Annotated in this window: 18 protein-coding genes and 6 pseudogenes; 9 read left to right on the plus strand and 15 right to left on the minus strand. The window is 53.9% G+C overall.

The window, feature by feature from the left end; genetic code table 11:
* Positions 1–4: 4 nt before the first annotated feature.
* Positions 5–1827 (minus strand): annotated as a pseudogene (malZ, locus tag ACQ86O_RS26305) (maltodextrin glucosidase).
* Between the two features lie 253 nt (positions 1828–2080).
* On the opposite strand from malZ, the pseudogene ACQ86O_RS26310 reads away from it, so the two are divergent.
* A pseudogene (locus ACQ86O_RS26310) lies at positions 2081–3345 on the plus strand (mechanosensitive ion channel family protein).
* A 132-nt stretch (positions 3346–3477) separates the two neighbouring features.
* Positions 3478–3741, plus strand: a complete 264-nt coding sequence (locus ACQ86O_RS26315) for a hypothetical protein (RefSeq protein WP_431223511.1) — start codon at positions 3478–3480, stop codon at positions 3739–3741.
* A gap of 39 nt (positions 3742–3780) precedes the next feature.
* Here the strand turns inward: ACQ86O_RS26315 and proY are convergent, their stop codons facing one another.
* From proY to phoB, 5 genes are all read right to left on the minus strand, one after another.
* Positions 3781–5193 carry a proline-specific permease ProY gene (gene proY / locus ACQ86O_RS26320; RefSeq protein ID WP_431223512.1) on the minus strand — a complete coding sequence of 471 codons (1413 nt, stop codon included), beginning with the start codon at positions 5191–5193 and terminating at the stop codon, positions 3781–3783.
* A gap of 72 nt (positions 5194–5265) precedes the next feature.
* The gene (gene brnQ, locus ACQ86O_RS26325) at positions 5266–6585 is read right to left on the minus strand and encodes a branched-chain amino acid transport system II carrier protein (protein WP_431223513.1); all 1320 of its coding nucleotides are present in this window, start codon (positions 6583–6585) and stop codon (positions 5266–5268) included.
* A 492-nt stretch (positions 6586–7077) separates the two neighbouring features.
* On the minus strand, positions 7078–8016 hold the full coding sequence (locus tag ACQ86O_RS26330; protein ID WP_431223514.1) for a PstS family phosphate ABC transporter substrate-binding protein: 939 nt from the start codon (positions 8014–8016) through the stop codon (positions 7078–7080).
* Positions 8017–8030: 14 nt separating this feature from the next.
* Positions 8031–9347 carry a phosphate regulon sensor histidine kinase PhoR gene (phoR, locus tag ACQ86O_RS26335; protein WP_431223515.1) on the minus strand — a complete coding sequence of 439 codons (1317 nt, stop codon included), beginning with the start codon at positions 9345–9347 and terminating at the stop codon, positions 8031–8033.
* Positions 9348–9371: 24 nt separating this feature from the next.
* Positions 9372–10061 (minus strand): phosphate response regulator transcription factor PhoB, encoded by a 690-nt coding sequence (gene phoB / locus ACQ86O_RS26340; RefSeq protein WP_431223516.1) that lies wholly within the window; start codon positions 10059–10061, stop codon positions 9372–9374.
* A 181-nt stretch (positions 10062–10242) separates the two neighbouring features.
* Here phoB and sbcD point away from each other — a divergent pair.
* The 3 genes and pseudogenes from sbcD to licT all read left to right on the plus strand — a co-directional run bounded on the left by sbcD (position 10243) and on the right by licT (position 15801).
* A pseudogene (gene sbcD, locus ACQ86O_RS26345) lies at positions 10243–11471 on the plus strand (exonuclease subunit SbcD).
* Positions 11468–14719 carry an exonuclease subunit SbcC gene (gene sbcC / locus ACQ86O_RS26350; RefSeq protein ID WP_431223517.1) on the plus strand — a complete coding sequence of 1084 codons (3252 nt, stop codon included), beginning with the start codon at positions 11468–11470 and terminating at the stop codon, positions 14717–14719. Before sbcD ends, sbcC begins: the two are co-directional and overlap by 4 nt.
* Positions 14720–14943: 224 nt before the next feature.
* On the plus strand, positions 14944–15801 hold the full coding sequence (licT, locus tag ACQ86O_RS26355; protein WP_431223518.1) for a BglG family transcription antiterminator LicT: 858 nt from the start codon (positions 14944–14946) through the stop codon (positions 15799–15801).
* A gap of 30 nt (positions 15802–15831) precedes the next feature.
* Here the strand turns inward: licT and mak are convergent, their stop codons facing one another.
* The gene (mak, locus tag ACQ86O_RS26360) at positions 15832–16740 is read right to left on the minus strand and encodes a fructokinase (protein WP_431223519.1); all 909 of its coding nucleotides are present in this window, start codon (positions 16738–16740) and stop codon (positions 15832–15834) included.
* A 389-nt stretch (positions 16741–17129) separates the two neighbouring features.
* On the opposite strand from mak, the pseudogene rdgC reads away from it, so the two are divergent.
* Positions 17130–18040: pseudogene (gene rdgC / locus ACQ86O_RS26365) on the plus strand (recombination-associated protein RdgC).
* Between the two features lie 167 nt (positions 18041–18207).
* Here the strand turns inward: rdgC and ppnP are convergent.
* The 4 genes and pseudogenes from ppnP to ACQ86O_RS26385 form a co-directional block, all read right to left on the minus strand.
* Positions 18208–18498 carry a pyrimidine/purine nucleoside phosphorylase gene (ppnP, locus tag ACQ86O_RS26370; protein WP_431223520.1) on the minus strand — a complete coding sequence of 97 codons (291 nt, stop codon included), beginning with the start codon at positions 18496–18498 and terminating at the stop codon, positions 18208–18210.
* 232 nt (positions 18499–18730) lie between these two features.
* Positions 18731–18829, minus strand: a pseudogene (locus ACQ86O_RS26375) (DUF1177 family protein); the annotation flags it as partial.
* 39 nt (positions 18830–18868) lie between these two features.
* Positions 18869–19063, minus strand: coding sequence for a YaiA family protein (locus ACQ86O_RS26380; protein ID WP_431223521.1), 195 nt, complete (start codon positions 19061–19063; stop codon positions 18869–18871).
* A gap of 59 nt (positions 19064–19122) precedes the next feature.
* Positions 19123–19521: a nuclear transport factor 2 family protein gene (locus ACQ86O_RS26385; RefSeq protein ID WP_431223522.1), complete on the minus strand. Its 399-nt coding sequence runs from the start codon at positions 19519–19521 to the stop codon at positions 19123–19125.
* A gap of 100 nt (positions 19522–19621) precedes the next feature.
* Between ACQ86O_RS26385 and ACQ86O_RS26390 the strand changes: the two genes are divergently transcribed.
* Complete coding sequence (locus ACQ86O_RS26390; RefSeq protein WP_431223523.1) at positions 19622–20365, plus strand: helix-turn-helix domain-containing protein; 744 nt, start codon at positions 19622–19624, stop codon at positions 20363–20365.
* 58 nt (positions 20366–20423) lie between these two features.
* Here the strand turns inward: ACQ86O_RS26390 and aroL are convergent, their stop codons facing one another.
* Positions 20424–20948 carry a shikimate kinase AroL gene (gene aroL / locus ACQ86O_RS26395; RefSeq protein WP_431223524.1) on the minus strand — a complete coding sequence of 175 codons (525 nt, stop codon included), beginning with the start codon at positions 20946–20948 and terminating at the stop codon, positions 20424–20426.
* A 592-nt stretch (positions 20949–21540) separates the two neighbouring features.
* Between aroL and ACQ86O_RS26400 the strand changes: the two genes are divergently transcribed.
* Positions 21541–22002 (plus strand): GNAT family N-acetyltransferase, encoded by a 462-nt coding sequence (locus ACQ86O_RS26400; RefSeq protein ID WP_431223525.1) that lies wholly within the window; start codon positions 21541–21543, stop codon positions 22000–22002.
* Between the two features lie 104 nt (positions 22003–22106).
* Here ACQ86O_RS26400 and ACQ86O_RS26405 read toward each other — a convergent pair whose 3' ends face one another.
* Together ACQ86O_RS26405 and ACQ86O_RS26410 are read right to left on the minus strand one after the other, a co-directional pair.
* Positions 22107–22382 carry a DUF1471 domain-containing protein gene (locus tag ACQ86O_RS26405; protein ID WP_431223526.1) on the minus strand — a complete coding sequence of 92 codons (276 nt, stop codon included), beginning with the start codon at positions 22380–22382 and terminating at the stop codon, positions 22107–22109.
* Between the two features lie 242 nt (positions 22383–22624).
* Positions 22625–23985, minus strand: a pseudogene (locus ACQ86O_RS26410) (esterase-like activity of phytase family protein).
* A gap of 442 nt (positions 23986–24427) precedes the next feature.
* Here ACQ86O_RS26410 and aqpZ point away from each other — a divergent pair.
* Entirely contained in the window at positions 24428–25123 is a 696-nt protein-coding gene (gene aqpZ, locus ACQ86O_RS26415; RefSeq protein ID WP_431223527.1) for an aquaporin Z, read from the plus strand.
* A gap of 40 nt (positions 25124–25163) precedes the next feature.
* Here the strand turns inward: aqpZ and ACQ86O_RS26420 are convergent, their stop codons facing one another.
* Positions 25164–25934, minus strand: a complete 771-nt coding sequence (locus tag ACQ86O_RS26420; RefSeq protein WP_431223528.1) for a class I SAM-dependent methyltransferase — start codon at positions 25932–25934, stop codon at positions 25164–25166.
* Positions 25935–25967: the final 33 nt, after the last annotated feature.

Consider the following 25967-nt stretch of genomic DNA (forward strand, 5'->3'; position numbering starts at 1 on the left):
TTACTCAGACAGTCAGTCGCCACACATTGGCCGATTCGGCATCAAGATTGAGCCGCAGACCGCTTTCAACCTCATCCAGTGCTGCCCCGCCGACCAAATGCTGCCATTGCCCCTGGTGCAGCAATGGATTGTAGGGCAGTACCACTTCCCCGCTGCCGCTGCGTTGCAGCGCTATCAACACCTGCTCCTTCTGGTCAGTGCGCACAAACACCAGCGTTTCCCCTTGCGCATACAGCACCTGGCAGCCGCCACGCCGCAGCGCTTTACTCTGCTTACGCAAGGCGATCAGGCGGCTGAACAAGGCAAGCAGTGGCTGATCCCACTGGCTCTCATCCCAAGGGAAAGTCTTGCGGCAGAATGGATCGTTGCCACCATCCAGGCCGATCTCATCGCCATAATACAGACAGGGTACGCCGATCCAGCCCATCAGCCACACCGCCGCCATCTGCATCCGGCGCGGGTTGTTGTTCAGCAACGTCAGGAAACGTGCGGTGTCGTGGCTATCCAACTGATTGAACTGGATCAGTTGGCGGTTATGTGGCAACCCGGCACGGTAGCCATCCATCCATTGCGCACAGGCGGCAGCATCCAGCTGAATGGGATGATAGGCCACGTCCACACCGGCCAGAAATGCCCGCACCGGCAGGGCAAAGCCCATATAGTTCATGGCGGCGTCTTCTACGCCAGCATGCAGCCAGCGGCGTGCATCACCAAAATGTTCACCCAAGACATAGGCATCCGGGTTTTCCTGCTTGATAGCCTGATAAATCCCGGCCAGATGATGCAGATTCCCCCCGCACCGCCGTTTTCCCCCAGCATATGCACCACATCCAGCCGCCAGCCATCAATGCTGTAGGGTGGTCGTAGCCAGTGGCGCACCACGCTGTTTTCGGCGCGGTAAATGGCATCTACCACCTGAGGTTCAGCGAAATTGAGTTTCGGTAGATTGGTGTTGCCTTTCCAGCTCAGCGCAATGCCGTCCGGGTAGAAGTTGAACCAGCCGCGATAGGGGGAATCAGGATGGTGGCATGCACCATCTTTTACCTGCTGATAGCGATCGAACCAGGGATGTGAATCGCCGGTATGATTGAATACCCCATCCAGCACCAGTTTGACCCCCACCTTGTGAGTGCTCACTCGCAAACGCTGCAAGGCTTCGTTCCCACCAAAGTAAGGATCGACCTGATAGTAATCTTCGGTATCGTACTTATGAACGCTTGGTGAGGTGAAAATCGGATTCAAATACAAGGCGGTAACACCCAGCCGCTGCAGATAAGGCAGTTTCTCGCTGATACCATCCAGATCGCCGCCATAGAAGGTGGAGGCGGCATATTCATCTTCCAGCGGGTGTTGCCAGTCCCTACGCACCACATCGCAACCACAGGCGTGATGGTGGTAGCTACCGCTCTTGATGCCATGCCTGCCACCGCTGCTGGCAAAGCGATCGGGGAAAATCTGATAAAACACCTGGTCGGCCACCCAGGATGGGCTGGTATCCGGTTCATCCAACGCAAATTGAGCCAACTGCCCCGGTGGCGTTAGCGACCAGCCCTCAGGGCCAAACCACCGCTGGCGATCGGCCCACAGCAGCTTGAAGCAATAGCGCCGCACCGGTTCCCCTTCATGCAGCGTCAAGCTGGCCTGGTAACGGCATAATCCGTCCACCTGCCGCGCTTTCATGATCAATAACCACTCTTCATTATCCGGCTCGGCGCGCAAAAACACCTGCTCGGGTAAATCCTCTCCTTGTAACCACAACTGGATATCCAGCCGCTGTCCCTTATTCTTCACGAATGGCGGGACGGGTTGATGCCAGGCATTAAGCATGACTTTTCTCCTTAGGTACCACGATAGAGTTCAATGCACCGCACCATGCCACGCTGCGCAGCTTTTCCCCTCATCTCTAAGCAACAAACCTGGGGGATGAGCTGAGGGGTGGAGATGCTGATTTACAATGTAAAAAGGGTAAACAGGCACATATCATGCCCGAAAGCCTTTAGGCTGACCTGTTTTATACCTGCGTCTTGCACAGGGTATGGATCTCTTGGATATTTTTTGCGTACTTTTGAAGGGAGCGAGCATGCAACAACAAATAAGACAATGGCTGGAAAGCATTGGGCTAGAGTTCACCGATATTATGTCATTGATGATGGTGCTGGGCCTGATAGTCCTGATCTCCGTGGTGATCCATCTGGTTTTGCACCGGGTGGTTCTGGCAGCTATCCAGCGCCATGGCCAGCAGTCACAACATGTCTGGCGGCAGGCTATCACCCAGCACAAGCTGTTCCAGCGGGCCGCCTTGTTGCTGCAAGGGGTAATCATCAACGTGCAGGCGGTATTGTGGCTGCATAACGGCAGCCAGACCCAGGCGGTTATCGTCACCGCGGCGCAGGTCTGGATTTTGCTCTACGCCCTGCTGACCCTGTTTTCCCTGCTGGATACGCTGCTGGCCGTGCTGTGCAAGAGCCCGCTTGCCAACCAATTACCCCTGCGCGGTATATTCCAGGGGTGAAACTGGTGGCCGCCATCTTTATCGGCATCATGATCATTTCCCTGCTGATGGGCAGATCGCCGCTGCTGTTACTGAGCGGCCTGGGGGCCATGACGGCGGTATTGATGTTGGTGTTTAAGGATCCGATCCTCGGCCTGGTGGCCGGGATCCAACTTTCCGCCAACGATATGCTGAAAATCGGCGACTGGTTGGAGATGCCTAAGTACGGTGCCGATGGTGCGGTGACCGATATCGGCCTGACCACGGTAAAGGTCAGAAACTGGGACAACACCGTGACCACCATCCCCACTTATGCGCTAATTTCCGACTCGTTCAAAAACTGGCGTTCAATGTCAGAATCCGGTGGCCGGCGTATCAAACGCAGCATCAATATCGACACCACCAGTGTCCACTTCCTGACCTCTGAAGAGCAGCAACGCCTTAACCGCAATCCGCTGTTACAACGCTATCTGAACGATAAAACCCAGGAACTGGGCCGGTATAACCAGCAAAGCGCCGTGGACCTCAGCTCCCCGCTGAATGGCCGCCGGTTGACCAACGTCGGCACCCTGCGCGCCTACCTGGTAGCCTATTTACGTTCACACCCGGGGATCCACCAGAATATGACGTTGATGGTGCGCCAGCTGGCCCCAACACCAGAAGGTTTGCCGCTGGAGATCTACGCCTTCACCAACACCACGGTTTGGGCAGAATATGAGGGAATTCAGTCCGATATCTTCGATCATCTCTTCGCGGTGATCGGCGAGTTTGATCTGCGGGTCCACCAGATGCCAAGCGGCAATGACATGCGCAGCCTGTTGGCGGGCCTGCAGCAGTCAACCCACCTTTCCTGACGTAACCTGACGAAATTATTTCTGCTGGTAATTATCTTCGGCTGATTGCCAGCAAATATCTCCGCCCTCTTCCTTTCTGCCATTTAACGGTTATAAATACGCCACACCATGTTACCGCCCGGAGTAGGCATCTTGCTCAAGCTGTCAAAACACCGTCTGTTTACCCTGTCGGCCACCCTGATATTTGCCGGCTATCTGCACAGCGCCACGCTGGATGAAAGCCAAATGAGCCGCACGCTGCAACCGGCACTCTGCGCCTTGACCAGCAGTATGATGGATATTCGTGAAGGGTTGGCACGCTGCGCCAAAGAAGGTAAGGAAGAGCGACTGTCTGAGAGCAACCTGGTGATTGAAGCCAGGGCGGCGGGGGATGACGACACAGAAAAAGAAAGCTGAGGGGTTCCCTCACCGTTGCGGTGAGGGAGCCGGAGAACATCAATCCTGCTGTTGTACCAAAGCGGCCTGCTTCTTCTGATGGCGGACCTTAACGTAGTATCCCAGCAGCAGTAACGCGACCCAGACCAGGCCGGCATACAGAGAAATACGCGTCGTTGGGAAGTAGCCGATCAGGCCGATAATAAACACCAGGAAGATGATGGCAATGCCCGACGTCAATACGCCACCGCGCAGCGGGAATGCCAACTTGCTCACCTGGTCTTTGCTCAGGCTGCGGCGGAAAGCGATTTGCGAGAACAGGATCATGATCCACACCCACACGGTGGCGAAAGTGGCCAGTGAGGCAATCACCAGGAACACGCTTTCCGGCATGACGTAGTTGAGATACACGGCGATCAGCATGGCCGCCATCATCACCACAACCGTCACCCAGGGAATGCCGCGCTTGGAGATTTTACTGAACATCTTCGGTGCGTGGCCTTGCTCTGCCAACCCGTGCATCATACGGCCAACGCCGAACACGTCACTGTTGATCGCTGACAGCGAAGCGGTGATCACCACAAAGTTGAGGATACCGGCAGCGATAGTGATCCCCATATGCTGGAAGGTCAATACAAACGGACTGCCGTTGGTGCCAACCTGATCCCATGGGTAGATGGACATAATGACAAACAGCGTACCGACGTAAAACACCAGAATACGCCAAGGGACCGAGTTGATGGCCTTGGGGATCGACACTTTCGGATCCTTGGCTTCGCCAGCGGTGATACCAATAATCTCAATCCCGCCATAGGCAAACATCACCAGTTGCAGCGACAGGATCATCCCCATAAAGCCGTTACTGAAGAAGCCACCGTTAACCCACAGGTTATGTATCCCGGTCGGCTGCCCGCCGTTACCAATACCCCAGACGATGATACCAATACCGGCCACGATCATGATGATAATGGTCGCCACTTTGAAGAACGAGAACCAGAACTCCAGCTCGCCGAAGACCTTCACGCTCATCAGATTGACGGCACCGACAATCAGCACCACGCTCAATACCCAGATCCAGTGCGGCACCTCCGGGAACCAGACACCCATATAGATGCCAAATGCCGTCACGTCGGCAATCGCCACAATCAGGATCTCGAAGCAGTAGGTCCAGCCGGTGATATATCCCGCCATCGGGCCGAGATAATCCTGGGCATAACGGGAGAACGAACTGGCCTGCGGGTTATTGACCGACATTTCGCCCAGTGCACGCATGATGATAAAAGCCACGATACCGCCGATCAGGTAGGCCAGCAGAACGCTGGGACCAGCCATTCTGATCGCCTCTGCAGAACCGTAAAACAGCCCGGTTCCGATAGCCGAACCGAGCGCCATAAAGCGAATGTGGCGCGTACTGAGGCCACGTTTCAGCTTATTGGCCGGAACTGTGGCGGTGGTGGATGACTGCTGTTGCATGAAGATGACCTGTCTTTTTTAAACGTAAAAAAGCCACGGACAAGTCCGTGGCCCAAAATTAAGACCGCAGGTTTAAGAGTGAGCAGTCACTTGGCTGCGAGCAAAAACCCGATCATAAATTGCGACCAGTACCAGCATCAGCAGCGAAGGTGGCAACCACGCCAGCCCCTGCGCTGCCAGTGGCAGGTGATTGGTCCATGCTGGCATAAAATGCTGGAAGCTGGACGCTTTCACCGCATCAAGGATACCAAACAACAGGCTGACTAACATCACCGGAGCAACAATACGTGACGCACTGTTCCACCAACGCAGGGTGAAACTCAGCACCACCAGCACAATACATGGAGGGTAAATCGCGGTCAGTACCGGGATCGAAATCTGGATCAGGTGGCTCAGACCGAGGTTTGAAACCACCATGGAGAATATGCCAAGGATGAACACCAGCGTTTTGTAGGAGAACGGCAGATACTGAGCAAAGAACTCGGCACAGGCACAGGTCAGGCCAACGGCGGTTACCATACAGGCAATGAAAATCAGCGCTGCCAGGAAGAAGCTCCCCAATCCACCGAAGGTATTCTGCACGTAGGCATGCAGGATCACTGCGCCATTGGTGGCATCTGGCGCCAGCACGCCGCTACCGGAACCCAGTTTAAACAGGCTCAGATAGACCAGCGTCAGCCCCACACCGGCGATCAGACCGGCGAGAATGGTATAACGGGTCAGCAGATGGGTATTTTTAACCCCACGGGAACGCGCAGCGTTAACGATCACGATACCGAATACCATCGCCCCCAACGTATCCATCGTCAGATAGCCATTAACAAAACCGGAGGAGAACGGCACACTCTGGTAAGCCTCGACGGCCGGGATAGGTGAGCCAGCAGGCCAGATAATTGCAGCGATACCCAACGCGCCCAGTGCAACAATCTTCAGCGGTGCCAGGATATGCCCCACGGTATCGAGCAAACGGCCCGGATACAGCGAGATGCCAATGACCAGGGCAAAATAGACCAGGCTGTAGATAAACAGCGGCATGGCGCCGTCACCCGTCAAAGGGGCAATGCCCACTTCAAAGGAAACGGTAGCAGTACGCGGGGTAGCAAACAGCGGGCCAACCGCCAGATAACAGACCGTTGCCAGCAACAGACCGGCGCTGCGGCCTATCGGGGTGCTCAGCGCGTCAACGCCACCCCCGACGCGAGCCAGTGCGATCACGGTCATCACCGGTAAGCCAACGGCAGTGATCAGAAAACCAATCGCCGCGGTCCAAACGTGCTCACCGGCCTGCAAACCCACCATCGGAGGGAAAATAATGTTCCCCGCTCCAACGAACAAGGCAAAGGTCATAAAACCTAAAGCCAGAATATCTTTTGACGCTAAACGATGACTCATATGATGTCGTGATGCCTGTGTTCAAATAAAAAAGAGTGCCCCACTGCAATTGCTGGTCTGCCATTTCATCGTAATGACCATAAGCACAAAAAACGCAACATACCCTGCGTTTTGCTCCTGATTAAAGGTGACTGCTCATGATGATGGGCAAAGTTTTAGAAGTTTTTTATCCGTTGGCTTTCAGGTGGCAGACTTCGATGCTGTCGCCCAAAAACGCAGGATAAATGGAGGTTTAGTCCAGCAACGGGGGCTACGATAAACGTTTATAGCGCTGAAAGGCAAGGTGCAGGACGGAATGCAGAGTGATCGACCAGATAATATTTTATATCCAGTCGATCATAGTAGTTATCAATAAATATACAATACATGATTTGTATTATTTTTGAGCAGTCATCACACAAAATGTGAAACATAAAGTTACAATACGCGCGAAATCATCATTGATGCACTGTTAGATGCGTGATTTACGCTCTATTTTTTAGGCTACCAGGATTAATCCAACCCCAGCAGCGCACGGGTTTTACGCAGCGTTTCTGGCGGTAACGGCAGATAGCCATCATGATTGACCAAATTCTGCCCCTGCTCCGAGAGCACCCGATCCAGGAATGCCTCCGTCAGGGGTTCCAACGGCTGGTTGGGGGCTTTGTTGATATAGATATACAGATAGCGCGCCAAGGGGTAGCTGCCGTTACGCACGTTGGTCTCGTTAGGTGCAACGTAGCGATCGCCAGACTCTGCCAATGGCAGCAGCCGCACTCCGCTGGCCCGAAAACCAATGCTGGCATAGCCGATACCGTTTAACGAACCGGCCACCGCCTGCACCACCGAAGCCGAACCCGGCAGTTCGTTTACCCGCGCCATAAAATCACCGCCGCATAGGGCGCGCAGTTTGAAATAACCGTAAGTTCCGGAAGCAGAGTTACGGCCAAAGCGCTGCAGGGTGCGCTGCTGCCAACTGCCCTGCAATCCCAGTTCGCCCCAACGGCTAATAGGCGTAATTTCCCCACAACGGCGGGTAGCAGAAAAGATTTGGTCAAGCTGTTGCAGGTTCAGCCCGCTCAGCGGATTGTCCTGATGCACCAACACCACCAGCGCATCCACCGCGACCGGAACGGCCAGCGGGGCGTAGCCATAGCGATGTTCAAACGCCGAGACTTCCGCCGCCTTCATCGGCCTGCTCATCGGGCCAAGCTGTGCTGCGCCCGCCGCCAATGCAGTGGGTGCCGTAGAAGAACCGGCAGCCTGAAGCTGCAGATTAACGTTGGGATAATGTTGGCTGAAATCCTGTGCCCACAGCGCCATCAGATTGGCCAACGTGTCTGAACCCACGCTGGAAAGGTTGCCAGAAAGCATTCCGTCCGGGGTAGCCTGGACAGCGCGGCAGACCAGTAACGTCAGGCAGAGCAACAATGCTTGGGTGAATCGGGTCATGGCAGGTCTACCTGTTAATTTTTCACCGCATTCTCTGATAAAGCAGCGGGAACAATCAACCGGTTAGGCAAGGTAAAGATAAAACGGGTACCGATACCAGGTTCGCTCAGGATTTCCAACCGCGAATCATGATGGCTAAGCGCATGCTTGACGATGGCCAATCCCAGCCCGCTGCCGCCGGTCTGGCGCGAACGGGCTTTATCCACACGGTAGAAACGTTCGGTAAGGCGCGGAATATGCTCGGCGGCGATCCCCGGTCCGTTATCACTCACCTGGAACTGCGCCCCCTGCGGCGTCTGCTGCCAGCTCACCTCAATGTGGGTACCTTTTGGCGTGTGGTTGACCGCGTTATACACCAGGTTGGACACTGCACTGCGCAGTTGATCCTCGTTACCAAACACCTTCAGGTTTTCATTTACCCGGAAGCTGATCTCATGGCAGCCGTTGCTGAGCGATTGCGCCTCCGGCTGCAACACCCGCAGCATCAGCGGAATATCGACCTTCTCGTTCATATCTATATTCGGCGCGGCTTCAATACGCGACAGCGTCAGTAACTGTTTTACCAACCCATCCATACGTTTGGTCTGTTCCTGCATGGTGCCCAGCGCTTTACCGCGTAACGAACCGTCCAACTCCTGGTCGCTCATCATCTCCAGATAACCCTGCAATACGGTTAACGGTGTGCGCAGCTCATGGCTGACGTTGGCAAAGAAGTTGCGCCTGGCCCCTTCCAACTGGCGCATCTGGGTGACGTCACGGGCCACCATCAGCAGTTGCCCTTCGGAGTAGGGCATAATGCGGAACTCCACAAAGTGTTCATTATTCAGTTGCAGCGTTAACGGCCGGCTGAACTCTTGCTGTTGCAGATATTGGCTGAACTCCGGGTAACGCAGCAGGTTGAGAATGTGTTGGCCGTTATCTTCCGGCCAGCGGAAACCCAGCAGATGCTGCGCCAAACCGTTACACCAGAAAATATTGCCCTCAATGGTGGTCATCACCACCGCATCCGGCAGGGATTCGGCACCGCTGCGAAAGCGCTTGATCAGCAGCGCCAATTCGCGGCGGCGGCGGCGGTTACGCTGCTGCATCTGATACAGACCGTAGAACAGAGGCTCCCAGCTCCAACGCCCAGGCGGCGGCGTCATGCTGCGATCCACCCACAGCCAGTGGGAAAGTTTGAGTTGGTTATAAAAATTCCAGGCCAGTGCAGCCAGCACCGAAATCAACAGCAACCAGGGTAGATAACCGAAAATCAGCCCCAGCAATAAGGCGGGCAAGCAAAAAAGGGCCAGCTCCAGCGCCAGCCTCTTCAAGGATAAACGTTCTAGCACGGTAACTTCTCCAGCGCAGTGCAATCAGTAGCGCGTTGAGAACCGATAGCCGGTACCGCGAACGGTTTGAACCATTTTGTCATGACCAGTGGTCTCCAGCGCCTTACGCAGCCGGCGTATATGCACATCAACAGTGCGGTCTTCCACATAAACGTTCGTGCCCCAAACATGATTAAGCAACTGCTCACGGCTGTAAACACGCTCAGGATGGGTCATAAAGAAGTGCAACAGTTTGAACTCGGTCGGCCCCATCTCCAGCGCCTGTTCATTAACCATTACCCGATGCGAGGAAGGATCCAGGCTTAGCCCCTGCATTTCAATCACTTCTTCCACCGCCATCGGCGAAATACGGCGCATCACGGCCTTGATACGAGCCACCAGTTCCTTGGGTGAGAAAGGTTTGGTGATATAATCATCCGCCCCGACTTCCAGGCCACGTACCCGATCTTCTTCTTCACCGCGAGCGGTCAGCATCATCACCGGGATATCCCGGGTCATCGCCTCACGCTTCATATGCTTGATAAACTGGATCCCGGTACCGCCAGGTAACATCCAGTCCAGTAACACCAAATCAGGGAACGGCTCAGACAGGCGCGTTACGGCACTGTCATAATCCTCGGCTTCCAACGGTTGGTAACCATTCTGCTCCAACACAAAGCACACCATCTCACGGATCGGCGCTTCGTCTTCCACCACCAGTATGCGTCTTGCCATCGTCAATCCTGCCAATGTGTAAGCTATCTGCGGTCGCCATTATGCGTCAGTTTTGTGACACTTTTATGAAAAAAGTCCCCCTAAGCATAGCGATAATTTCAGTCGCCAAAGAAAAATCATCATGCTTAGGTTAGGATAAGGCCTGTTTACGCCCTTATTACCCTGTTAGCCAGGAAGACCTATGCGCCTGATCCATACCTCTGACTGGCATTTGGGCCAGTACTTTTTCACTAAAAGCCGCGCCGCCGAACATCAGGCCTTTTTACGCTGGCTGACTGAGCAGGTGGAACAGCATCAGGTGGACGCGCTGATTGTCGCAGGCGATCTGTTTGATACCGGTTCGCCACCCAGCTATGCCCGCGAGCTGTACAACCGTTTTATCGTGGAACTGCAACGCACCGGCTGCCAATTGGTGGTGCTGGGTGGCAACCACGACTCCGTGGCTACGCTGAATGAATCGCGTGAGCTGCTTTCATGCCTGAATACTACCGTGATTGCCAACGCGCAAACCGAGCTTGAGCAGCAAATTCTGGTGTTGAACCAGCGTGATGGCCAGCCGGGTGCCGTACTTTGCGCCATCCCCTTCCTGCGTCCACGGGACTTACTTACCAGCCGCGCCGGGGATTCCGGCAGTCAGAAACAGCAGGCATTGCAAGAAGCCATCGCCGGGCATTATCACCGTCTGTATCAGGCGGCCTGTGAACACCGCGATTCGCTGGGCCTGCCACTGCCCATTGTGGCGACCGGGCATCTGACCACCGTGGGCGTGACCACTTCCGACTCGGTGCGCGATATTTATATCGGCACGCTGGATGCTTTCCCGGCACAGGCCTTCCCCCTGCCGACTACATCGCATTAGGCCATATTCATCGCGCACAGAACGTCGCCAAGTCTGAACATATCCGCTACAGCGGTTCCCCAATCCCGCTGAGTTTTGATGAACTGGGCAAGGCGAAGAGCGTGTTTATGGTCGACTTTTCCGCCGGTGCCTTGCAGCAGATCACTGCGCTGGAGATCCCCACTTTCCAACCGATGCAGTTGATCAAAGGCGACTTGCAGCAAATCGAGGCCCAACTGCGGCAGTTTGCCGATTATCAGGGAGAATTGCCGGTTTGGCTGGATATCGAAGTGGCCACCCAGGATTACCTCAGCGATATTCAACGCCGGATCCAACAGTTGGCGGAAGATCTGCCGGTTGACGTGGTGCTGTTACGGCGCAGTAAAGAGCAGCGCCAACAGACCATCGCCCAGCAGGATAAAGAAACCTTGAATGAGTTAAGCGTGGGCGAAGTGTTTGAGCGGCGCTTGGCGCTGGAAGGGGAAATGGCCGAACCGCGCCAGCAACGAATGCGGCAGATGTTCCAGCAGGTAGTGGAAACCCTGCATCAACCAGAGGAGCCATCGGCATGAAGATCCTGAGCCTAAGGCTGAAAAACCTGAACTCGCTGCAGGGCGAGTGGAAAATTGACTTCCAGGCCGAACCCTTTGCCAGCAACGGCCTGTTTGCTATCACCGGGCCGACCGGTGCGGGCAAAACCACCCTGCTGGACGCCATCTGCCTGGCGTTGTATCACCAGACGCCGCGCCTGGAGATCAGTGCCAGCCAGAACGAACTGATGACACGCCACACCGCCGAATCGCTGGCTGAAGTGGAGTTTGAGGTAAAAGGCGTTGGTTATCGTGCTTTCTGGAGCCAGCGCCGGGCAAAAAACGATCCGGACGGTAACCTGCAGGCTCCCAAGGTCGAACTGGCGCTGCGGGAAGATGGCAAAATTCTGGCCGACAAGATCTCCGACAAAAAGGATCTGATCGCTTCGATTACCGGCCTGGATTTCAGCCGCTTCACCAAATCGATGATGCTGTCACAGGGGCAATTCGCCGCTTTTCTCAACGCCAAACCCAACGAACGTGCCGAACTGTTGGAAGAACTGACTGGTACCGAGATCTACGGCCATCTTTCGGCGCAGGTCTTTGAGCAGCACAAGCAGGCGAAAACCGACCTGGAGGCCTTGCATCACCGCGCCAGCGGCATCGAACTGCTCAATGATGAACAGCGCCAGACGCTGGAACTGCAACTCAGCCAGCTCGGCGCCCAAGAGCAGCAACTCAGCCAGCAGGCACAACAGCAGCAACATCAATTGAGCTGGTTGCAGCAGTGGCAAACCAACCAGCGGCAGATCCAGGACTATCAGCAACAGTTGGCCAGCGTACAGCAAGATTATCAGTTGGCCGAGCCGCAGTTGCAGCAGTTGGCACGCAGTGAGCCTGCGGAAAAACTGCGTCCGCTGCTGAATGAGCGCAATCGTTGCCAACAAGACCATCTGGCTTTGCAACAGCAGACCGAACTGCTGGGGCAACAGCAACAACGGCAACGGGCGGAACTGGCCCCGTTGCAACAGCAGTTGGAACAGGCGCAAAAGGCCAGGCTGGCTCAGGCAGAATTCCAACAGCGGCAGCAAACGCTGATTGATGAAAAAGTCCTGCCGCTAGATAACCAGATGGCCCAGTTGAAAAACCAGTTGGCAGAGGCACAGAAACAGCGCGACACCAGCCTGCGGCAAAGCGAAGAGCAACGACGCACCCTGGAGCAACTGGCAGAAAGGCGCACCCAGCTAGCCACCCTGGCGGGGCAATATCAGGCCAAGCAGGCAGAGCTGGCCACGGTGCTGGCCAGCCAGTTACAGCAGCAAGCCACGCAAGAAGCCCAAACCCCGTTTGAAAAACTGCGTGACCGGCAGGCTGAACTGGGCAGGCTGCGCCCGGTGCGCCTGCAACTGTCCAATCTGGCGTTACTGTCCCAGCAAAATCAGCAACGCCTTGAACAGCAAAGGGTGGAGTTCGCTACGCGGCAAAAGCAGTTGACGGAAGTTGAAAGCCAGCTCGACGCAGTCCGCCATCAGTACAAACAACAAAAGGCACATTTGCAGGACGTCGAGAAAGCTCTCGATTTGGCAAAGCGCATCGTCAGCCTGGAGGCCGAACGGGCCCGGCTGCAAACGGGCGCCCCCTGCCCGCTGTGCGGTTCAACCGACCATCCCGCAATTGAACAGTATCAGGCGCTGAAACCCTCAGAAACCGAGCAGCGTGCGGCCCAATTGCGCACCAAGACCGAAGAGTTGCATGCCCAGGGTATCGAACTTCGGGCCCGTAGCGAAAGCCTTAAAGAGCAGCAACTACGGCTGCAAACTGCGCTGAGCCAAGAGCAGGAACAGCAGGAACGGCATCGGCAAAGCTGGCAAACGCTCAGCGCACCGCTGAACTTGGATTTTACGCTGCAAGACCACGCCCGATTAACGGCCTGGCTGGAGGCTTGCGATAGCGAAGAACGGGCAGGACAGCAGCAACTGCAGGAACACGAACGGCTTGCCCGTGCCGTTCAGCAGGCCAAAGACGCTTTGCATACGCTGCAGAATGAACAGATTGGCTCTCAACAAGAAATGGCACTCCTTAATGAACGTTTTGAGTTATTGCAGAAAAATCAGGCCGAAGCCCAGCACCAATGGGCGCAATGGCAACTGCAGTGCCAGACAAGTGAAAACAAACTGACCGAACTGCAAGCCGAGCGTATTGCGCTATTGGGCGAACAACCCGTCGCACAAGTGCGCGAACAGCTGCGCGCGGCGCAGATCGCAGTGGAAACCGCCTTGCAGCAGGCCACAGAACACCTGCAAAGAGCGCAAGAACAACGCGATCGGCTGGCGGGCCAGTGGGTAGCCTTGCAACAACAGCAACAACAGCAAAGCGAACGGTTGCGACTGGCCGAACAACAATGGCAGCAGGCCCTGGCCTGTAGCACCTTTGCAGACGAAGCTACGCTGCTCAATGCGTTACTCGCTGACGATGTGCGCCAGCAACTGCAGCAGCACAAAGAGCAGTTGCAACAGCGGCAGGTGCAGGCCAGCGCGCTGTTGGCGCAGGCATTACAGACGCAGGAACAACATCGTCTTAGCCGCCCTGCCGGTCTGGATGAGGCGTCCGCCAATGCCGATCAACTCACCGCCGCCCTCCAGGCGTTGGCAGAACGGTTGAAAACGCTGCAACTGCGCCAGGGAGAAGTCCGTAATCAGTTGAGTAGCGATGCCGAGCGCCGCCTTAATCAGCAAACCCTGTTTGAACAGATTGCCCAAAGCCAGCAACAGTATGATGACTGGAGCCTGCTCAATCAGTTGATCGGCTCCAAAGAGGGCGACAAGTTCCGTAAATTCGCCCAGGGCTTAACGCTTGATCATCTGGTGTATCTGGCCAACAACCAACTTGGCCGGTTGCATGGCCGTTATCTGCTGCAACGTAAAACCAGTGATGCGCTGGAGCTGCAGGTGGTGGATACCTGGCAGGCCGATGCCCTGCGTGATACCCGCACCCTCTCCGGCGGCGAGAGTTTCCTGGTCAGCCTGGCGTTAGCGCTGGCGCTGTCAGACCTGGTCAGCCACAAGACCAGTATCGATTCGCTGTTCCTGGACGAAGGTTTCGGCACCCTGGACGCAGAGACGCTGGATACCGCCCTGGATGCTCTGGACAGCCTTAACGCCACCGGCAAAACCATCGGCGTGATCAGCCACGTTGAGGCGATGAAGGAGCGTATCCCGGTGCAAATTAAAGTGAAAAAGGTCAATGGATTGGGGGTCAGCCGATTGGACTCCCAGTTTCGTATCGAATAATCACCCCTCTGGCACCGATGTGTGCCAGGGTGATTTTTGCTGGCCAAACCGGACCAGAAGTGTGATCGCGGTTTCAGTACGCGGTGAAAAGCTTTGAGCAACCGGCAGCAAAGGTTATCATGCGATCAATTACAGGATTGTCACTGTGAATACAGGCAAAACCTGACCTTTGGGATCGCTCCCGAACGTCGGGTTTTTTCGTTTTCAGCAGGCCGGGAATAGCCATGAAAATCGCTAAGATACTCAATAATAACGTAGTGATTACGCTCAACGACCATCAGGAAGAAACGGTAGTCATGGGGCGTGGCATTGGCTTTAAAAAGAAAGCCGGGGATAGCGTGGATGAAAGCCTGATCGAAAAGGTATTCACCCTCAATAGCGGCGAAATGAGCGAGCGCTATAAAGAATTGCTGGCGGAGATCCCGCTGGCCTGCATTACCACCGCAGACAAGATAATCACCCTCGCCCGTGAGCGTCTGCCGGGGAAACTGCACAATATCGTCTACATCACCCTGACCGATCATATCCACTTTGCCTTGCAACGCCACGCGCAGGGCCTGGACATCACAAACGTGCTGCTGTGGGAAATCAAAAAACTCTATCCTAACGAGTTTGCTGTGGGAATGGAGGCGTTGACTCTCATTGCTCAGCGGTTGAAAACCACCTTGCCGGAAGACGAAGCCGGGTTTATTGCGTTACATCTGGTCAACGCCCAACTGAATGACGAAATGCACAATACCCTGCATATCACCCGCGTGATGCAGGAGATCCTCAATATCGTCAAATACCATTTCCGCTTTGACTACAACGAAGAAACCCTCAGCTACCACCGCTTCGTCACTCACTTGAAATTCTTTGCCCAGCGGCTGCTGGGCAAGAACTACGTCAATAGCGATGACGACTCGCTGTACCAGGTTGTGAAGGACAAATACCGCGAGTCCTTTGCCTGCGCCGGTAAGATCAATCAACATATCGCCAAACATTATCAGCATCAGTTGACCTGCGAGGAGATGATGTTTCTGACCATCCATATCGAGCGGGTGCGTAGTGAAAGCGAGGGGAACTACCAGCCAAAGGACTGAAACGCCGCCCTTTGGCTTGGCTAACCGGGATTACAATTGTGGCCACAGCCAGGCGGCGCCGCGTACACCGCTGGAATCGCCATGCACCGCCTTGCGCACCGGGGTTTCACATTCCCCACCAAAGACCCAGGGTTTCACCAACTGCGGCACCGTCTGATACAGCCGCTCGACGTTACTCATACCGCCGCCAAGCACGATCACATCCGGGTCAAAGATATTGATGACATGCGCCAGGGATTTTGCCAACCGTAACTCGTAACGCTGGATAGCCAGCTCCGCGAACCGGTCTTGCTGTGCGACCAACGCCATGATCTCATCACCTTTCAGCGCGTTACCGCTCAGCCGCGCATAGTCGGTTGCAAAACCGGTGCCGGAGATAAAGGTTTCAATACAACCCTGCTTGCCGCAGTAGCAAGGCACTTCGGCACGAAAACGCAGTTCATCATCGTCCAGCCACGGCAGCGGGTTGTGGCCCCACTCGCCGGAAATGCCGTTGCCTCCGGCATGGGCCTGGCCGTTAATCGCCACCCCGGCACCGCACCCGGTACCAATGATCACAGCAAACACGGTTTGCTTGCCTGCGGCAGCCCCATCGGTGGCTTCCGATACCGCCAGGCAGTTGGCATCGTTAGCCAGCCGCACTTCGCGCTCCAGCATGGCGGAAAGATCTTTATCCAGCGGTTGGCCATTCAGCCAGGTGGAGTTGGCGTTTTTCACCAGGCCGGTATAGGGCGACAGCGTCCCCGGGATCCCCACGCCCACCGAGCCCTGCTGGCCGGTTTTCTCCTCTGCCAACCTCACCAGACCGGTGATGGCCTGCAACGTCTGCTGATAATCATGACGAGGTGTTGCAATACGGTGGCGAAACAGCTCTTGCCCGTCGTTGGCTAACGCGATCACTTCAATTTTAGTGCCACCCAGATCGATACCAATACGCATGATTATTCTCCTCAACACACCACGACAACCCGCTCAGCGCCTAATATAACCCACGGCACGGATCCCGCCATTCTCACCGAGTGTGACGGTGTTGGCAATTTCCACATCTGATGAACAAAACGCGGCAACTGACGCAAATCAGAGGGAATGAGGCGATTTTTCAGCGTCAATTCGTTATTATGCCGCCCTGCTTTTGATGAATCAGCGTGCAAAACCCTAAATAATTCGAGTTGCGGGAAGGCGACAAGCTCAAAGATCCCCTGGAGTTGACTCAACTCAGCGGCTAGGGGGGCTAGGTTCACGGATGGACCGAGTCATTGAGCGCAGTTAACACACCTGCTGCTTGAAGTATGACAGGGATAAATGCACGCCCAGCCTGGGATAATATTATGCTGTGGTTTAAGAATTTGATGGTTTACCGTTTGAGCCGCGAAGTTGCGCTAAATGCAGAAGAAATGGAAAAACAGCTCAGCGCCTTTGCTTTCACTCCTTGCGGTAGCCAGGATATGGCAAAAACCGGCTGGGTTTCCCCGATGGGCTCTCATAGCGACGCACTGACGCATTCGGTTAATGGTCAGATCATGATCTGCGCGCGTAAAGAAGAGAAGATCCTGCCCTCTCCGGTGCTTAAACAGGAATTACAGGCGAAGATCGAAAAGCTGGAAGGTGAACAACACCGCAAGCTGAAAAAACCGAGAAAGACTCCCTGAAAGATGAAGTGCTGCACAGCCTGTTGCCGCGCGCCTTCAGCCGCTTTAACCAGACTTATATGTGGATCGACACCGTTAACGATCTGATTATGGTGGATGCCGCCAGTGCCAAGCGCGCCGAAGATATGCTGGCGTTGCTGCGTAAAAGCCTGGGTTCACTGCCGGTAGTGCCGTTGACTATGGAAAGCCCGATCGAACTGACCCTCACTGAATGGGTGCGTTCTGGCGAGCTGCCCGCCGGTTTTATCATTCAGGATGAGGCCGAACTTAAGGCGATCCTGGAAGAAGGCGGCGTGATCCGCTGCAAGAAACAGAACCTGATCAGCGATGAAATCGCAGTGCATATTGAAGCAGGCAAGCTGGTGACCAAGCTGGCGGTAGATTGGCAGGAGCGCATTCAACTGATGCTGGCCGACGACGGCTCACTCAAGCGCCTGAAGTTTGCCGATACCCTGCGCGATCAGAACGATGATATTGATCGTGAGGATTTCGCCCAGCGTTTCGATGCCGACTTTATCCTGATGACCAGCGAACTGGCCGCGTTGATCAGCAACACCATTGAAGCCTTGGGTGGCGAAGCTCAGCGCTAAAACTGACCAATTCCCTCTCCTTCACGAAGAGGGTGGGTCAAGTAAAAACAGACGGGGATAAGTACAAATACCCTATGGATTTCATGTTGGCCGCGGCATCTATCCCTCCCTGTACAACACAGCGAATCGCGCTAATAATGCTGCGGCCTGAAAAACGACGGGTATTTTTACTTACTTAAGTAACGACACAAATACGCCGTCGCATCGGCTACTTGCAGGTTAAATTCACTCTGCCCAGGTACGAAGAACTTTTCACCTGGGGTAAATACTTGCCAATCCGGTGCACCCGGCAGCAGCACTTTCAGTGCTCCGGTGATCACCGTCATCTCTTCCGGTTGCGCGGTACTGAAAGTGTACTCACCTTCTTCCATTACCCCGACGCTGGTACGACCGATGCTGCTACTATCGTAACCGATAGACTTCACTTTCCCGCCAAAATACTCATTCACTTTCAGCATAGACTGGCACCCGCGTAATCATCTTTATGGAACCCCCATATTGGGGGATGAAAATGGGTCTGTCACTGATTTTTCTTGCGAAATGCGATCGCCACGTGCGGTAAAGCATGAGCGGGATCAAACAATCAGCTCGGTGGCCAGCTTGGCCAGCAGCACGTTGGAAAACCGCAGCGCAATTCCCCGTTTCCCCTGCAAAAATCCCGCTCTTGTCGGGTAACCAGTGCAATCGATCACCAGTGCCGCAGCCCGGCACGACCGAGTCGCTACAGATAGCGACACTGACTACCGGGGCCGCTGTAGCGGTTGAAGGTTGCAGAATACTGTTGAAGTGAAGCCGGTTTGCGCCGGCCATTTATGGTTACACCGCAGGTTATTCGCTCAGGGTTTCATCCTCGTAACGCCGTTTAGCGTCCAGGGCCTCCCGCTCGGTTTCATGCTCGCTGATCAGTGAATTGGGCTTCGGATGGTCAGCCCGCAGTTCATACCAGCGAACCTGCTTGCCCACTTCACCTTTGTCTACAACCTCAATACGTGCCGTTCTTGGATAGGGAGGTTTACTCGGCATAACGTTCTCCTGTGTGGTTAACCTGCAATTAAGTATAGGCAATCACCTAAGAATGCCAGTTACTGGCGCGATCCCAGATCGCGGTCCTCATGTTGCCCAACCAATAGCTGGGTCAACTCAACACAGGATTGGATTTTGCCATTACGCACAGTGAAATGGGCCAACACCCTAATCTGGCTCTGGCTGCCATCGTGCTTTTCAACATTCACCAGATGATGCGTTAAAACAGCGTCCCCCTCAGCCACTATCGCCAGGATCTCCAGCGTCATGCTATGGGTGATCTGTTTAAGTAACGCCATATGTTGAAGGAACTGTTCGAAATTCAGCGTATTTCCATCCACCTTCTGGCAATAATCGCGGCTGAACAGTTCGCTAATCAACAGGGGTTGGTGCTTGGGATTGCCGACAACCTGCTGCAAAGCAGTTTGGACAACATCGCAAGAGGGGCAAGCAGTCATATTTTTCTCCGGTAATCACATCGCCCGAAGAGCATAACGCTGACTGACAGTGGCATAATAACCACATAAAGACATTCAATAACGCTAATCGGCCAATCTTATGCAACTGCACAGCGAACGCTTACTGTACGACAAAAAGCATCTGACCCCTTGGCATCAACATCAGCAAGGGCAGATTTATCTGTTGACCCACGGCATGATTATGTTGGAAACATCAGGACAGCAGTGGGCAATGACCGCGGGTAATATTGGCTGGTTACCGCCCCGTTGCCCCCATCAGGCGCTGGCTTGCGGCAAGGTGATCGGCTGGAGCCTCTATCTCCCTGAGAAGTATTGCCACCTACTGGCAACGGCTCCACGCCTGACCGTGGCCAACCCCTTGAGCCTGGCGCTGGTTGAACGCCTGGCGCAATCTTCCTCGCCACTCGACAATGCGCAACAACGCTTGTTGGAGGTTTTGCTAGATGAGATGCAATCCGAAGAGGCCAAGCCGTTGCAACTGCCGCTGCCGCAAGATGCGCGGCTATTGAAAATTGCGTATGCGTTATTGAGCGAACCCGCTCATCTTCGCCAGCAGGGTGAATGGGCAGCCTGGGCAGGTTTGAGCCCTCGCACCCTCAGCCGACGCTTTATGCACGAGACCGGTGTCAGTTTTGCCCGTTGGCGACAACAGGCTAAGGTGATCCGCTCGCTGGAGGCGCTAGCGGCAGGCAAGCCCGTCGCCAACGTTGCCAGTGAATTCGGCTATGAAAATGTCAGCGCCTATATTGCCGCTTTCCGCCTGCGTTTTGGTAAGACCCCAGGGCTCTATTTTACTCAACGTCAGCCAGCGACGCCGCAGTGAGAAAGCCCTGGCAATATAACCTGAATAGTGAGCACCGGATTGTGCACCCAAAGGCGGTTTACTTTACCGTTTCGCGCGGCAATACCGCCAGGATCTCCTCTATCACCTGCTGGAGATTGGCACTGGCATCTATGATATGGTGTGCGGCTTCCTGATACAGCGCTTCGCGCGCTGCCAGCACTTCCAGCATTTCTTCGGCGATGGGTCGCCCGGTCAGCGTGGGGCGTTGGCCCTCTTCCGGGTATTCTTCCAAGCGCTTTGCCAATACGCTGGCTGGCGCCCGCAAGTAGATCACCGTCCCCTGCTGGCGCATGAACCGCCGGTTCTCTTCCGCCAGGATCGCCCCGCCGCCGGTGGCAACTATGGTTGACGATTGTGTCACCGCCTGCAGGGTCATGGTTTCACGACGACGAAAACCCAGCCAGCCTTCTTGTGCAACCATTTCCGCCACGCTCATTTGCGTTGTCTGCTGCATAAACAGGTCAGTATCGACAAACTGATAACCCAGTGTCTGCGCCAATGCGCTCCCTACCGTGGTTTTTCCTGCTCCACGAGCGCCTACCATAAAAATGGTTTGTGTCATTACGGGTTGTCCCTTTTGCGGTGACTTGAATGCATGGGTTTGCCTGCGCACGTGCTGGCAGGCAGATTAAACGCTGGCATTATGACTGCATCATACCGCCCTCAATCCGTATTTCAATCTTTACGATAGTGTAAATTCAATAGAACAGTGACTTCAGACAACAAATTCCAGTTACGCCCGCCAACATCAGAATAACTTGTCATTGCCTATCCTGCCTGAGGGCTGGTTCATTGCTTGAGGGCGGCCATTTAAACAGATTTTCCCATCTGCAGAAACCACGGTTGCGTTACCAACGCTAAATATAATAATAATTCTCATTATCAGTTTCAACAAAATGCAATTATCCCCTTGGCTAATTACCTGGCTAACGCCGTGAAAACAGGGCATTAATAATCAAGAAAACCGTCGCCTTCCTTAAAGCTGGCAGGCTATACCCCATAAATTTCAAGCTGGCCATTCAAGCGCATCCTTACGCCTACGGCATATGCGCCTCCCGATACCGCACAGCCAGGAAGCGATTAGAATGGCGGTAACAACGCGGTAGCTTGCAAGGCAACGGCTATAAATTGATGGAATATCTCAGGGGGTTAATATGACACAACGAATTGTTACACTGGCCGAGTGCCCACAGTTTGTCGATGTTTGCGCTGCCTGGGCATTTGGCCAATGGGGTTCGCAACGTGGCGGCACACTGGAACGCACACGCCAGCGTTTTACCTTATGCAGCAAACCCAGTGAAGATTACCTGACGCTGCTGATGATTGATGGCGAGCGCCCGCTGGGTATGGCCAGCCTGTGGCCAAGTGACGATCATCATCGAATGGATCTCTCCCCCTGGTTGGCCGGCGTATTTGTCCATCCAAACCAGCGGCGACAAGGCATCGCCCAGCGCCTGGAGCAGGCGATTGTCAGCATGGCACAGCGGCAAGGCCATCCAATCCTGCACCTGATCACCGACGGCTCAGAGGCGCTGTATGTCCGTTGGGGTTGGCACACCATTGAGCGCCGTCAACAATATGGTGAGGAGGTGGTGATAATGGAGAAACGGCTTTGAAAAGAAGAATGGCTGCGATAATAATCAACCCATAAACCTGTCAGGATTACCAGTCAGATGATTATCCGCAGCCATCTTTTATATTACGACTCTAACGGGATCCACTAACGATAGATTTCCGCATTCCCCCGCCAATCACTGGAATCACCAGGGTTATCCAGACCAATAATACGGTAATGGGTTGCACCATCTTCGGTCGCTTTTTGCTTCAGCGCATGAATAGCATCATCTGGAGAACCACTGACCCCAGAAACTGAGACGACCCCGATGCTCTGCAGGGTACTGGCTTGGGTGTTATCGACCTGTTTGGCACCGGCGGCCAAGGTGGAGAATGAAGCGGTGGCGAGCAATGCAACTGCGATACCAGATAATAGTTTCATGATTGACTCCGTTATTTTGATTAACAACTTGTGCTCAGTGATGTTAATTATGAGTTAGCTAATGAAAACGGACGTAATCCAACGTAAAGAAGCTCAATCATTGTGAGTAAAACAAGGAGAAAACAAGAATAGGTATTTCCTGGTAGCCCAAAATTTTATTTATAGCTTTATTTTCATACTCTATTTTAAAATATCTTATGCGCAATATTATGGGCCTGGCATATTTGCCAAGCCCAATGCCTTTAACGCAGCGGTTGAGCAAGTGTCAGCACCCATAGCTCGCTCAATGACTCCGGTTGCTCTAATGGCCGTAGTTCGATGGTCGTTTTTACCGGTTTACCATCCAGGCTGAGCTTGCCCGGTTGAACCCACTGATAATCGGTGATCTTCTTCCCATCAGGTTCGGCATTGACCAGTTTAGCCTGCAGGCCAAAGTCATTGTCGTTAATCACCGCCAGCGTGCGGTTATCGATCAACGCCAGCCCCTCCACTTTTTCTTGCTGCCACCCCAGCTTGCGCAGGTCTACCATTTCACGCTTTTGCGCCAATTTTACCCCCGTTTGGCCAATTGTGCGGCATTATCAAACTCCGGAGCATTGCCCTCACCATCAAACGGCGTCAGATCGCTGGCCTGGCTGAGATCCACCAGGTAGATTTTGTTCATCATTTGTTTGTCTTTATCGCTGCCCTGCTCAATCAGTAAAATATGCTGGTTGTCGACCGCAACAATATCGCCAATCTTGGCATCTTTGGCCTTCTTATAGCTGGCGATATCGATCGGGTAGCCATACATTGCCGTTTTGCCAGTGGCGGGATCAAAACTCACCAGGCGGGTAAACTGGGCTTTGTTTTTACTCTTGCCGTCGATATCCAGCGTGCTCTGCACCGCCGCCAGGATCCGCCCATCAGGTAAGCGCGTGATACCCTCAAAACCCCGGTTAGGCTGGCGCCATTTGATGATATTCGGCAAACCACTGGCGACAGCCTGTTCCCCCGGTAACGGAGTTGGGCCATATTTGGCCAGGATTTTACCTTGGCTATCGATATGGATCAGGAAAGGGCCATACTCGTCACATAACCAGTAACCGCCTTTACCATCTGGGGTGATCCCTTCGGTATCCAGGCCACGTTTGTCACTGGCAAGCGGCTGCAGAGTATCGCTCAGTGCGACTTCATTGGTTGAGCCAATCAGGTTGCCCGGCAGTGGCAAACCACTCAGCACACCGCTCTCATCATGTAATGGGCGCGCCCGGGTTGCATTAGCCTTAGCGCCGCTGACGCGAATATCCATCAATAAAGGGACAAAAGCAGGATTGGCAAAAATCTTGGCCTCCTGTTTACCCACGGCAGGAGCATCAGCATTCGGGCCACGATCGGTAACGGTGGTCAGTAACAAATCGCCCCCTTCCACGCCATTGAATACCAACCCTGAACCAATCCCTACCGGTAATCCTTGCGGAAAATGGCTGGCGAAAACCCCGGTATAGCTCACGCGATCGCCATCCGGAAAGCTTACATTGTAGCGTGCAACCTTAACCTCGGCCGCCTGGGACAACAGCGGCAACACAGAGGCAAAAAAGACAAAAAGTGGTTTGATTCTCATGGTATTAGCTCATTGTAAGAGGAAGGAACAACCCGTAAGCCTAATAACTTGCCATGACATTATTATGACATCCGCTCTAAACCACATGAGCACCCTGAATAAAGAATTTATAGCAAATAGAAATAAACAATCAACTCGCGAATATTGAATGATAAAAACCAATTGAAACACGCATGACTTACGTATGAAAAATATAAATTTAGGAATTTACCTGAGCGGCACTAAGATAATTACTCATTTGGTAGATAAAAAACCATCAAATTAATAGTATTTTCTTAAAATAACCCCTTACGCATAGACAAAATAAAAAGATAGGGATTTAATACCGGCCGTAATCGTGGGCGCGCAACAAAAGCTATGTATTGAACCCTGCATCTCAATAAAGGTGTTCTATAGTTTTTAGTGCTAACACCCGTTAGTTTTCCCCAGCAGGATGGAATCTATGTCAAAACGACTTTTTGCCGAATTCTTCGGTACATTTTGGTTGGTGTTCGGCGGTTGTGGTAGCGCAGTATTGGCCGCTGCATACCCGCAATTGGGTATTGGTTTTGCTGGTGTTGCTTTAGCCTTTGGTCTAACCGTTGTGACCATGGCTTACGCCGTCGGTCATATTTCTGGTGGCCACTTCAACCCGGCAGTAACCCTGGGATTATTTGCCGGCGGCCGTTTCCAGGCTAAAGACGTTATTCCTTATGTGATTGCTCAGGTGATTGGTGGTATTGCAGCAGCAGCAGTGCTTTATTTAATTGCCAGCGGTAAAGCAGGTTTTGATGCTACCGCCAGCGGTTTTGCTTCGAATGGATACGGTGAGCATTCACCGGATGGATATTCTTTGCAGGCTGCTATCGTAATTGAACTCGTGCTGACCGCATTTTTCCTGATTGTTATTCATGGTGCGACAGATAAACGCGCACCGGCAGGGTTTGCACCTCTGGCAATTGGCCTGGCACTGACGCTGATCCACTTGATCAGCATCCCAGTAACCAATACCTCTGTTAACCCGGCTCGTAGTACCGCGGTGGCAATTTTCCAGGGAACCTGGGCATTGCAACAGCTGTGGGTATTCTGGCTGGTCCCGTTAGTCGGCGGCGTTGTCGGTGGTTTGATCTACCGCGTCCTGCTGGAAGACAAGAAGTAAGTATTATTTTCAGGGCAGCCCGCAATGGCTGCCCTGTCATTTACCCTTTTACCGCTTCAAACATCATGATATCACTGGTAAATGAGCCATCGGCCTGAATGGCAAAGTGCTGGCGCACATCTGCCGCCACCCCTTGTTGCAAGGCTCGGATCGCCGTGACGAAATGCGTCGGCGTGCGCATTCGTGCCACCCAACTGCTGAACTCCAGATCCAAACGATCTGATGTCACCTCCCGCACCAGCAACCCGGATTCAGTCAGCATCCTCAACCATTCACCAGGTGCATAATTACGCACGTGCGAAGTGTCCCGCAATACCTCAACGGTTTGCAGATAAATATCCAGTAAAGGATGCCCAGGGGAAACCACATCCATCAAGATGGCCCGCCCACCCGCTTTCAATACCCGATTCACCTCACGCAATGCACGGCCCACATCATGCCAGTGGTGTGCCGAATAGCGGCTGATCACCACGTCAAAACTGGCATCATCAAAGGGTAACGATTCCGCCACACCTTGCTGCACCTGAATATTTACCAGCCCCTTTTCCCCTGCCGCTTTGCTCACCACCTCCAGCATTTGCGCCGACAGATCGTATGCCACTACCTGCTCCACATTGGCTGCTGCGGTAAAACTGGCATGCCCCGCCCCACATCCCAAATCAAGCAAACGCGCGGAGGAATTCCCTGCCAGTAACCTGGCCAGGCGCTGCAAGTCCTGCCCTAGCGCATGGACCGTGCTGGTCAAATAGGCATTAGCCTGTTCACCGAATTGGCGGTCGACCGCGTTTTTATGGCTGTTGCTGATGCTCATAGCTGCTCCCATTTTTATCTGGCTTACGCCTGT

Source organism: Serratia sp. L9 (assembly GCF_050632285.1).
Classification (GTDB): Bacteria; Pseudomonadota; Gammaproteobacteria; order Enterobacterales; family Enterobacteriaceae; genus Chania.

Coding starts and splice junctions, on each gene's coding strand:
- proY (WP_431223512.1), bottom strand. CDS start 5,193: ATGCAACAGCAGTCATCCACCACCGCCACAGTTCCGGCCAATAAGCTG.
- brnQ (WP_431223513.1), bottom strand. CDS start 6,585: ATGAGTCATCGTTTAGCGTCAAAAGATATTCTGGCTTTAGGTTTTATG.
- ACQ86O_RS26330 (WP_431223514.1), bottom strand. CDS start 8,016: ATGACCCGATTCACCCAAGCATTGTTGCTCTGCCTGACGTTACTGGTC.
- phoB (WP_431223516.1), bottom strand. CDS start 10,061: ATGGCAAGACGCATACTGGTGGTGGAAGACGAAGCGCCGATCCGTGAG.
- sbcC (WP_431223517.1), top strand. CDS start 11,468: ATGAAGATCCTGAGCCTAAGGCTGAAAAACCTGAACTCGCTGCAGGGC.
- licT (WP_431223518.1), top strand. CDS start 14,944: ATGAAAATCGCTAAGATACTCAATAATAACGTAGTGATTACGCTCAAC.
- mak (WP_431223519.1), bottom strand. CDS start 16,740: ATGCGTATTGGTATCGATCTGGGTGGCACTAAAATTGAAGTGATCGCG.
- ppnP (WP_431223520.1), bottom strand. CDS start 18,498: ATGCTGAAAGTGAATGAGTATTTTGGCGGGAAAGTGAAGTCTATCGGT.
- ACQ86O_RS26380 (WP_431223521.1), bottom strand. CDS start 19,063: ATGCCGAGTAAACCTCCCTATCCAAGAACGGCACGTATTGAGGTTGTA.
- ACQ86O_RS26385 (WP_431223522.1), bottom strand. CDS start 19,521: ATGACTGCTTGCCCCTCTTGCGATGTTGTCCAAACTGCTTTGCAGCAG.
- ACQ86O_RS26390 (WP_431223523.1), top strand. CDS start 19,622: ATGCAACTGCACAGCGAACGCTTACTGTACGACAAAAAGCATCTGACC.
- aroL (WP_431223524.1), bottom strand. CDS start 20,948: ATGACACAAACCATTTTTATGGTAGGCGCTCGTGGAGCAGGAAAAACC.
- ACQ86O_RS26400 (WP_431223525.1), top strand. CDS start 21,541: ATGACACAACGAATTGTTACACTGGCCGAGTGCCCACAGTTTGTCGAT.
- ACQ86O_RS26405 (WP_431223526.1), bottom strand. CDS start 22,382: ATGAAACTATTATCTGGTATCGCAGTTGCATTGCTCGCCACCGCTTCA.
- aqpZ (WP_431223527.1), top strand. CDS start 24,428: ATGTCAAAACGACTTTTTGCCGAATTCTTCGGTACATTTTGGTTGGTG.
- ACQ86O_RS26420 (WP_431223528.1), bottom strand. CDS start 25,934: ATGAGCATCAGCAACAGCCATAAAAACGCGGTCGACCGCCAATTCGGT.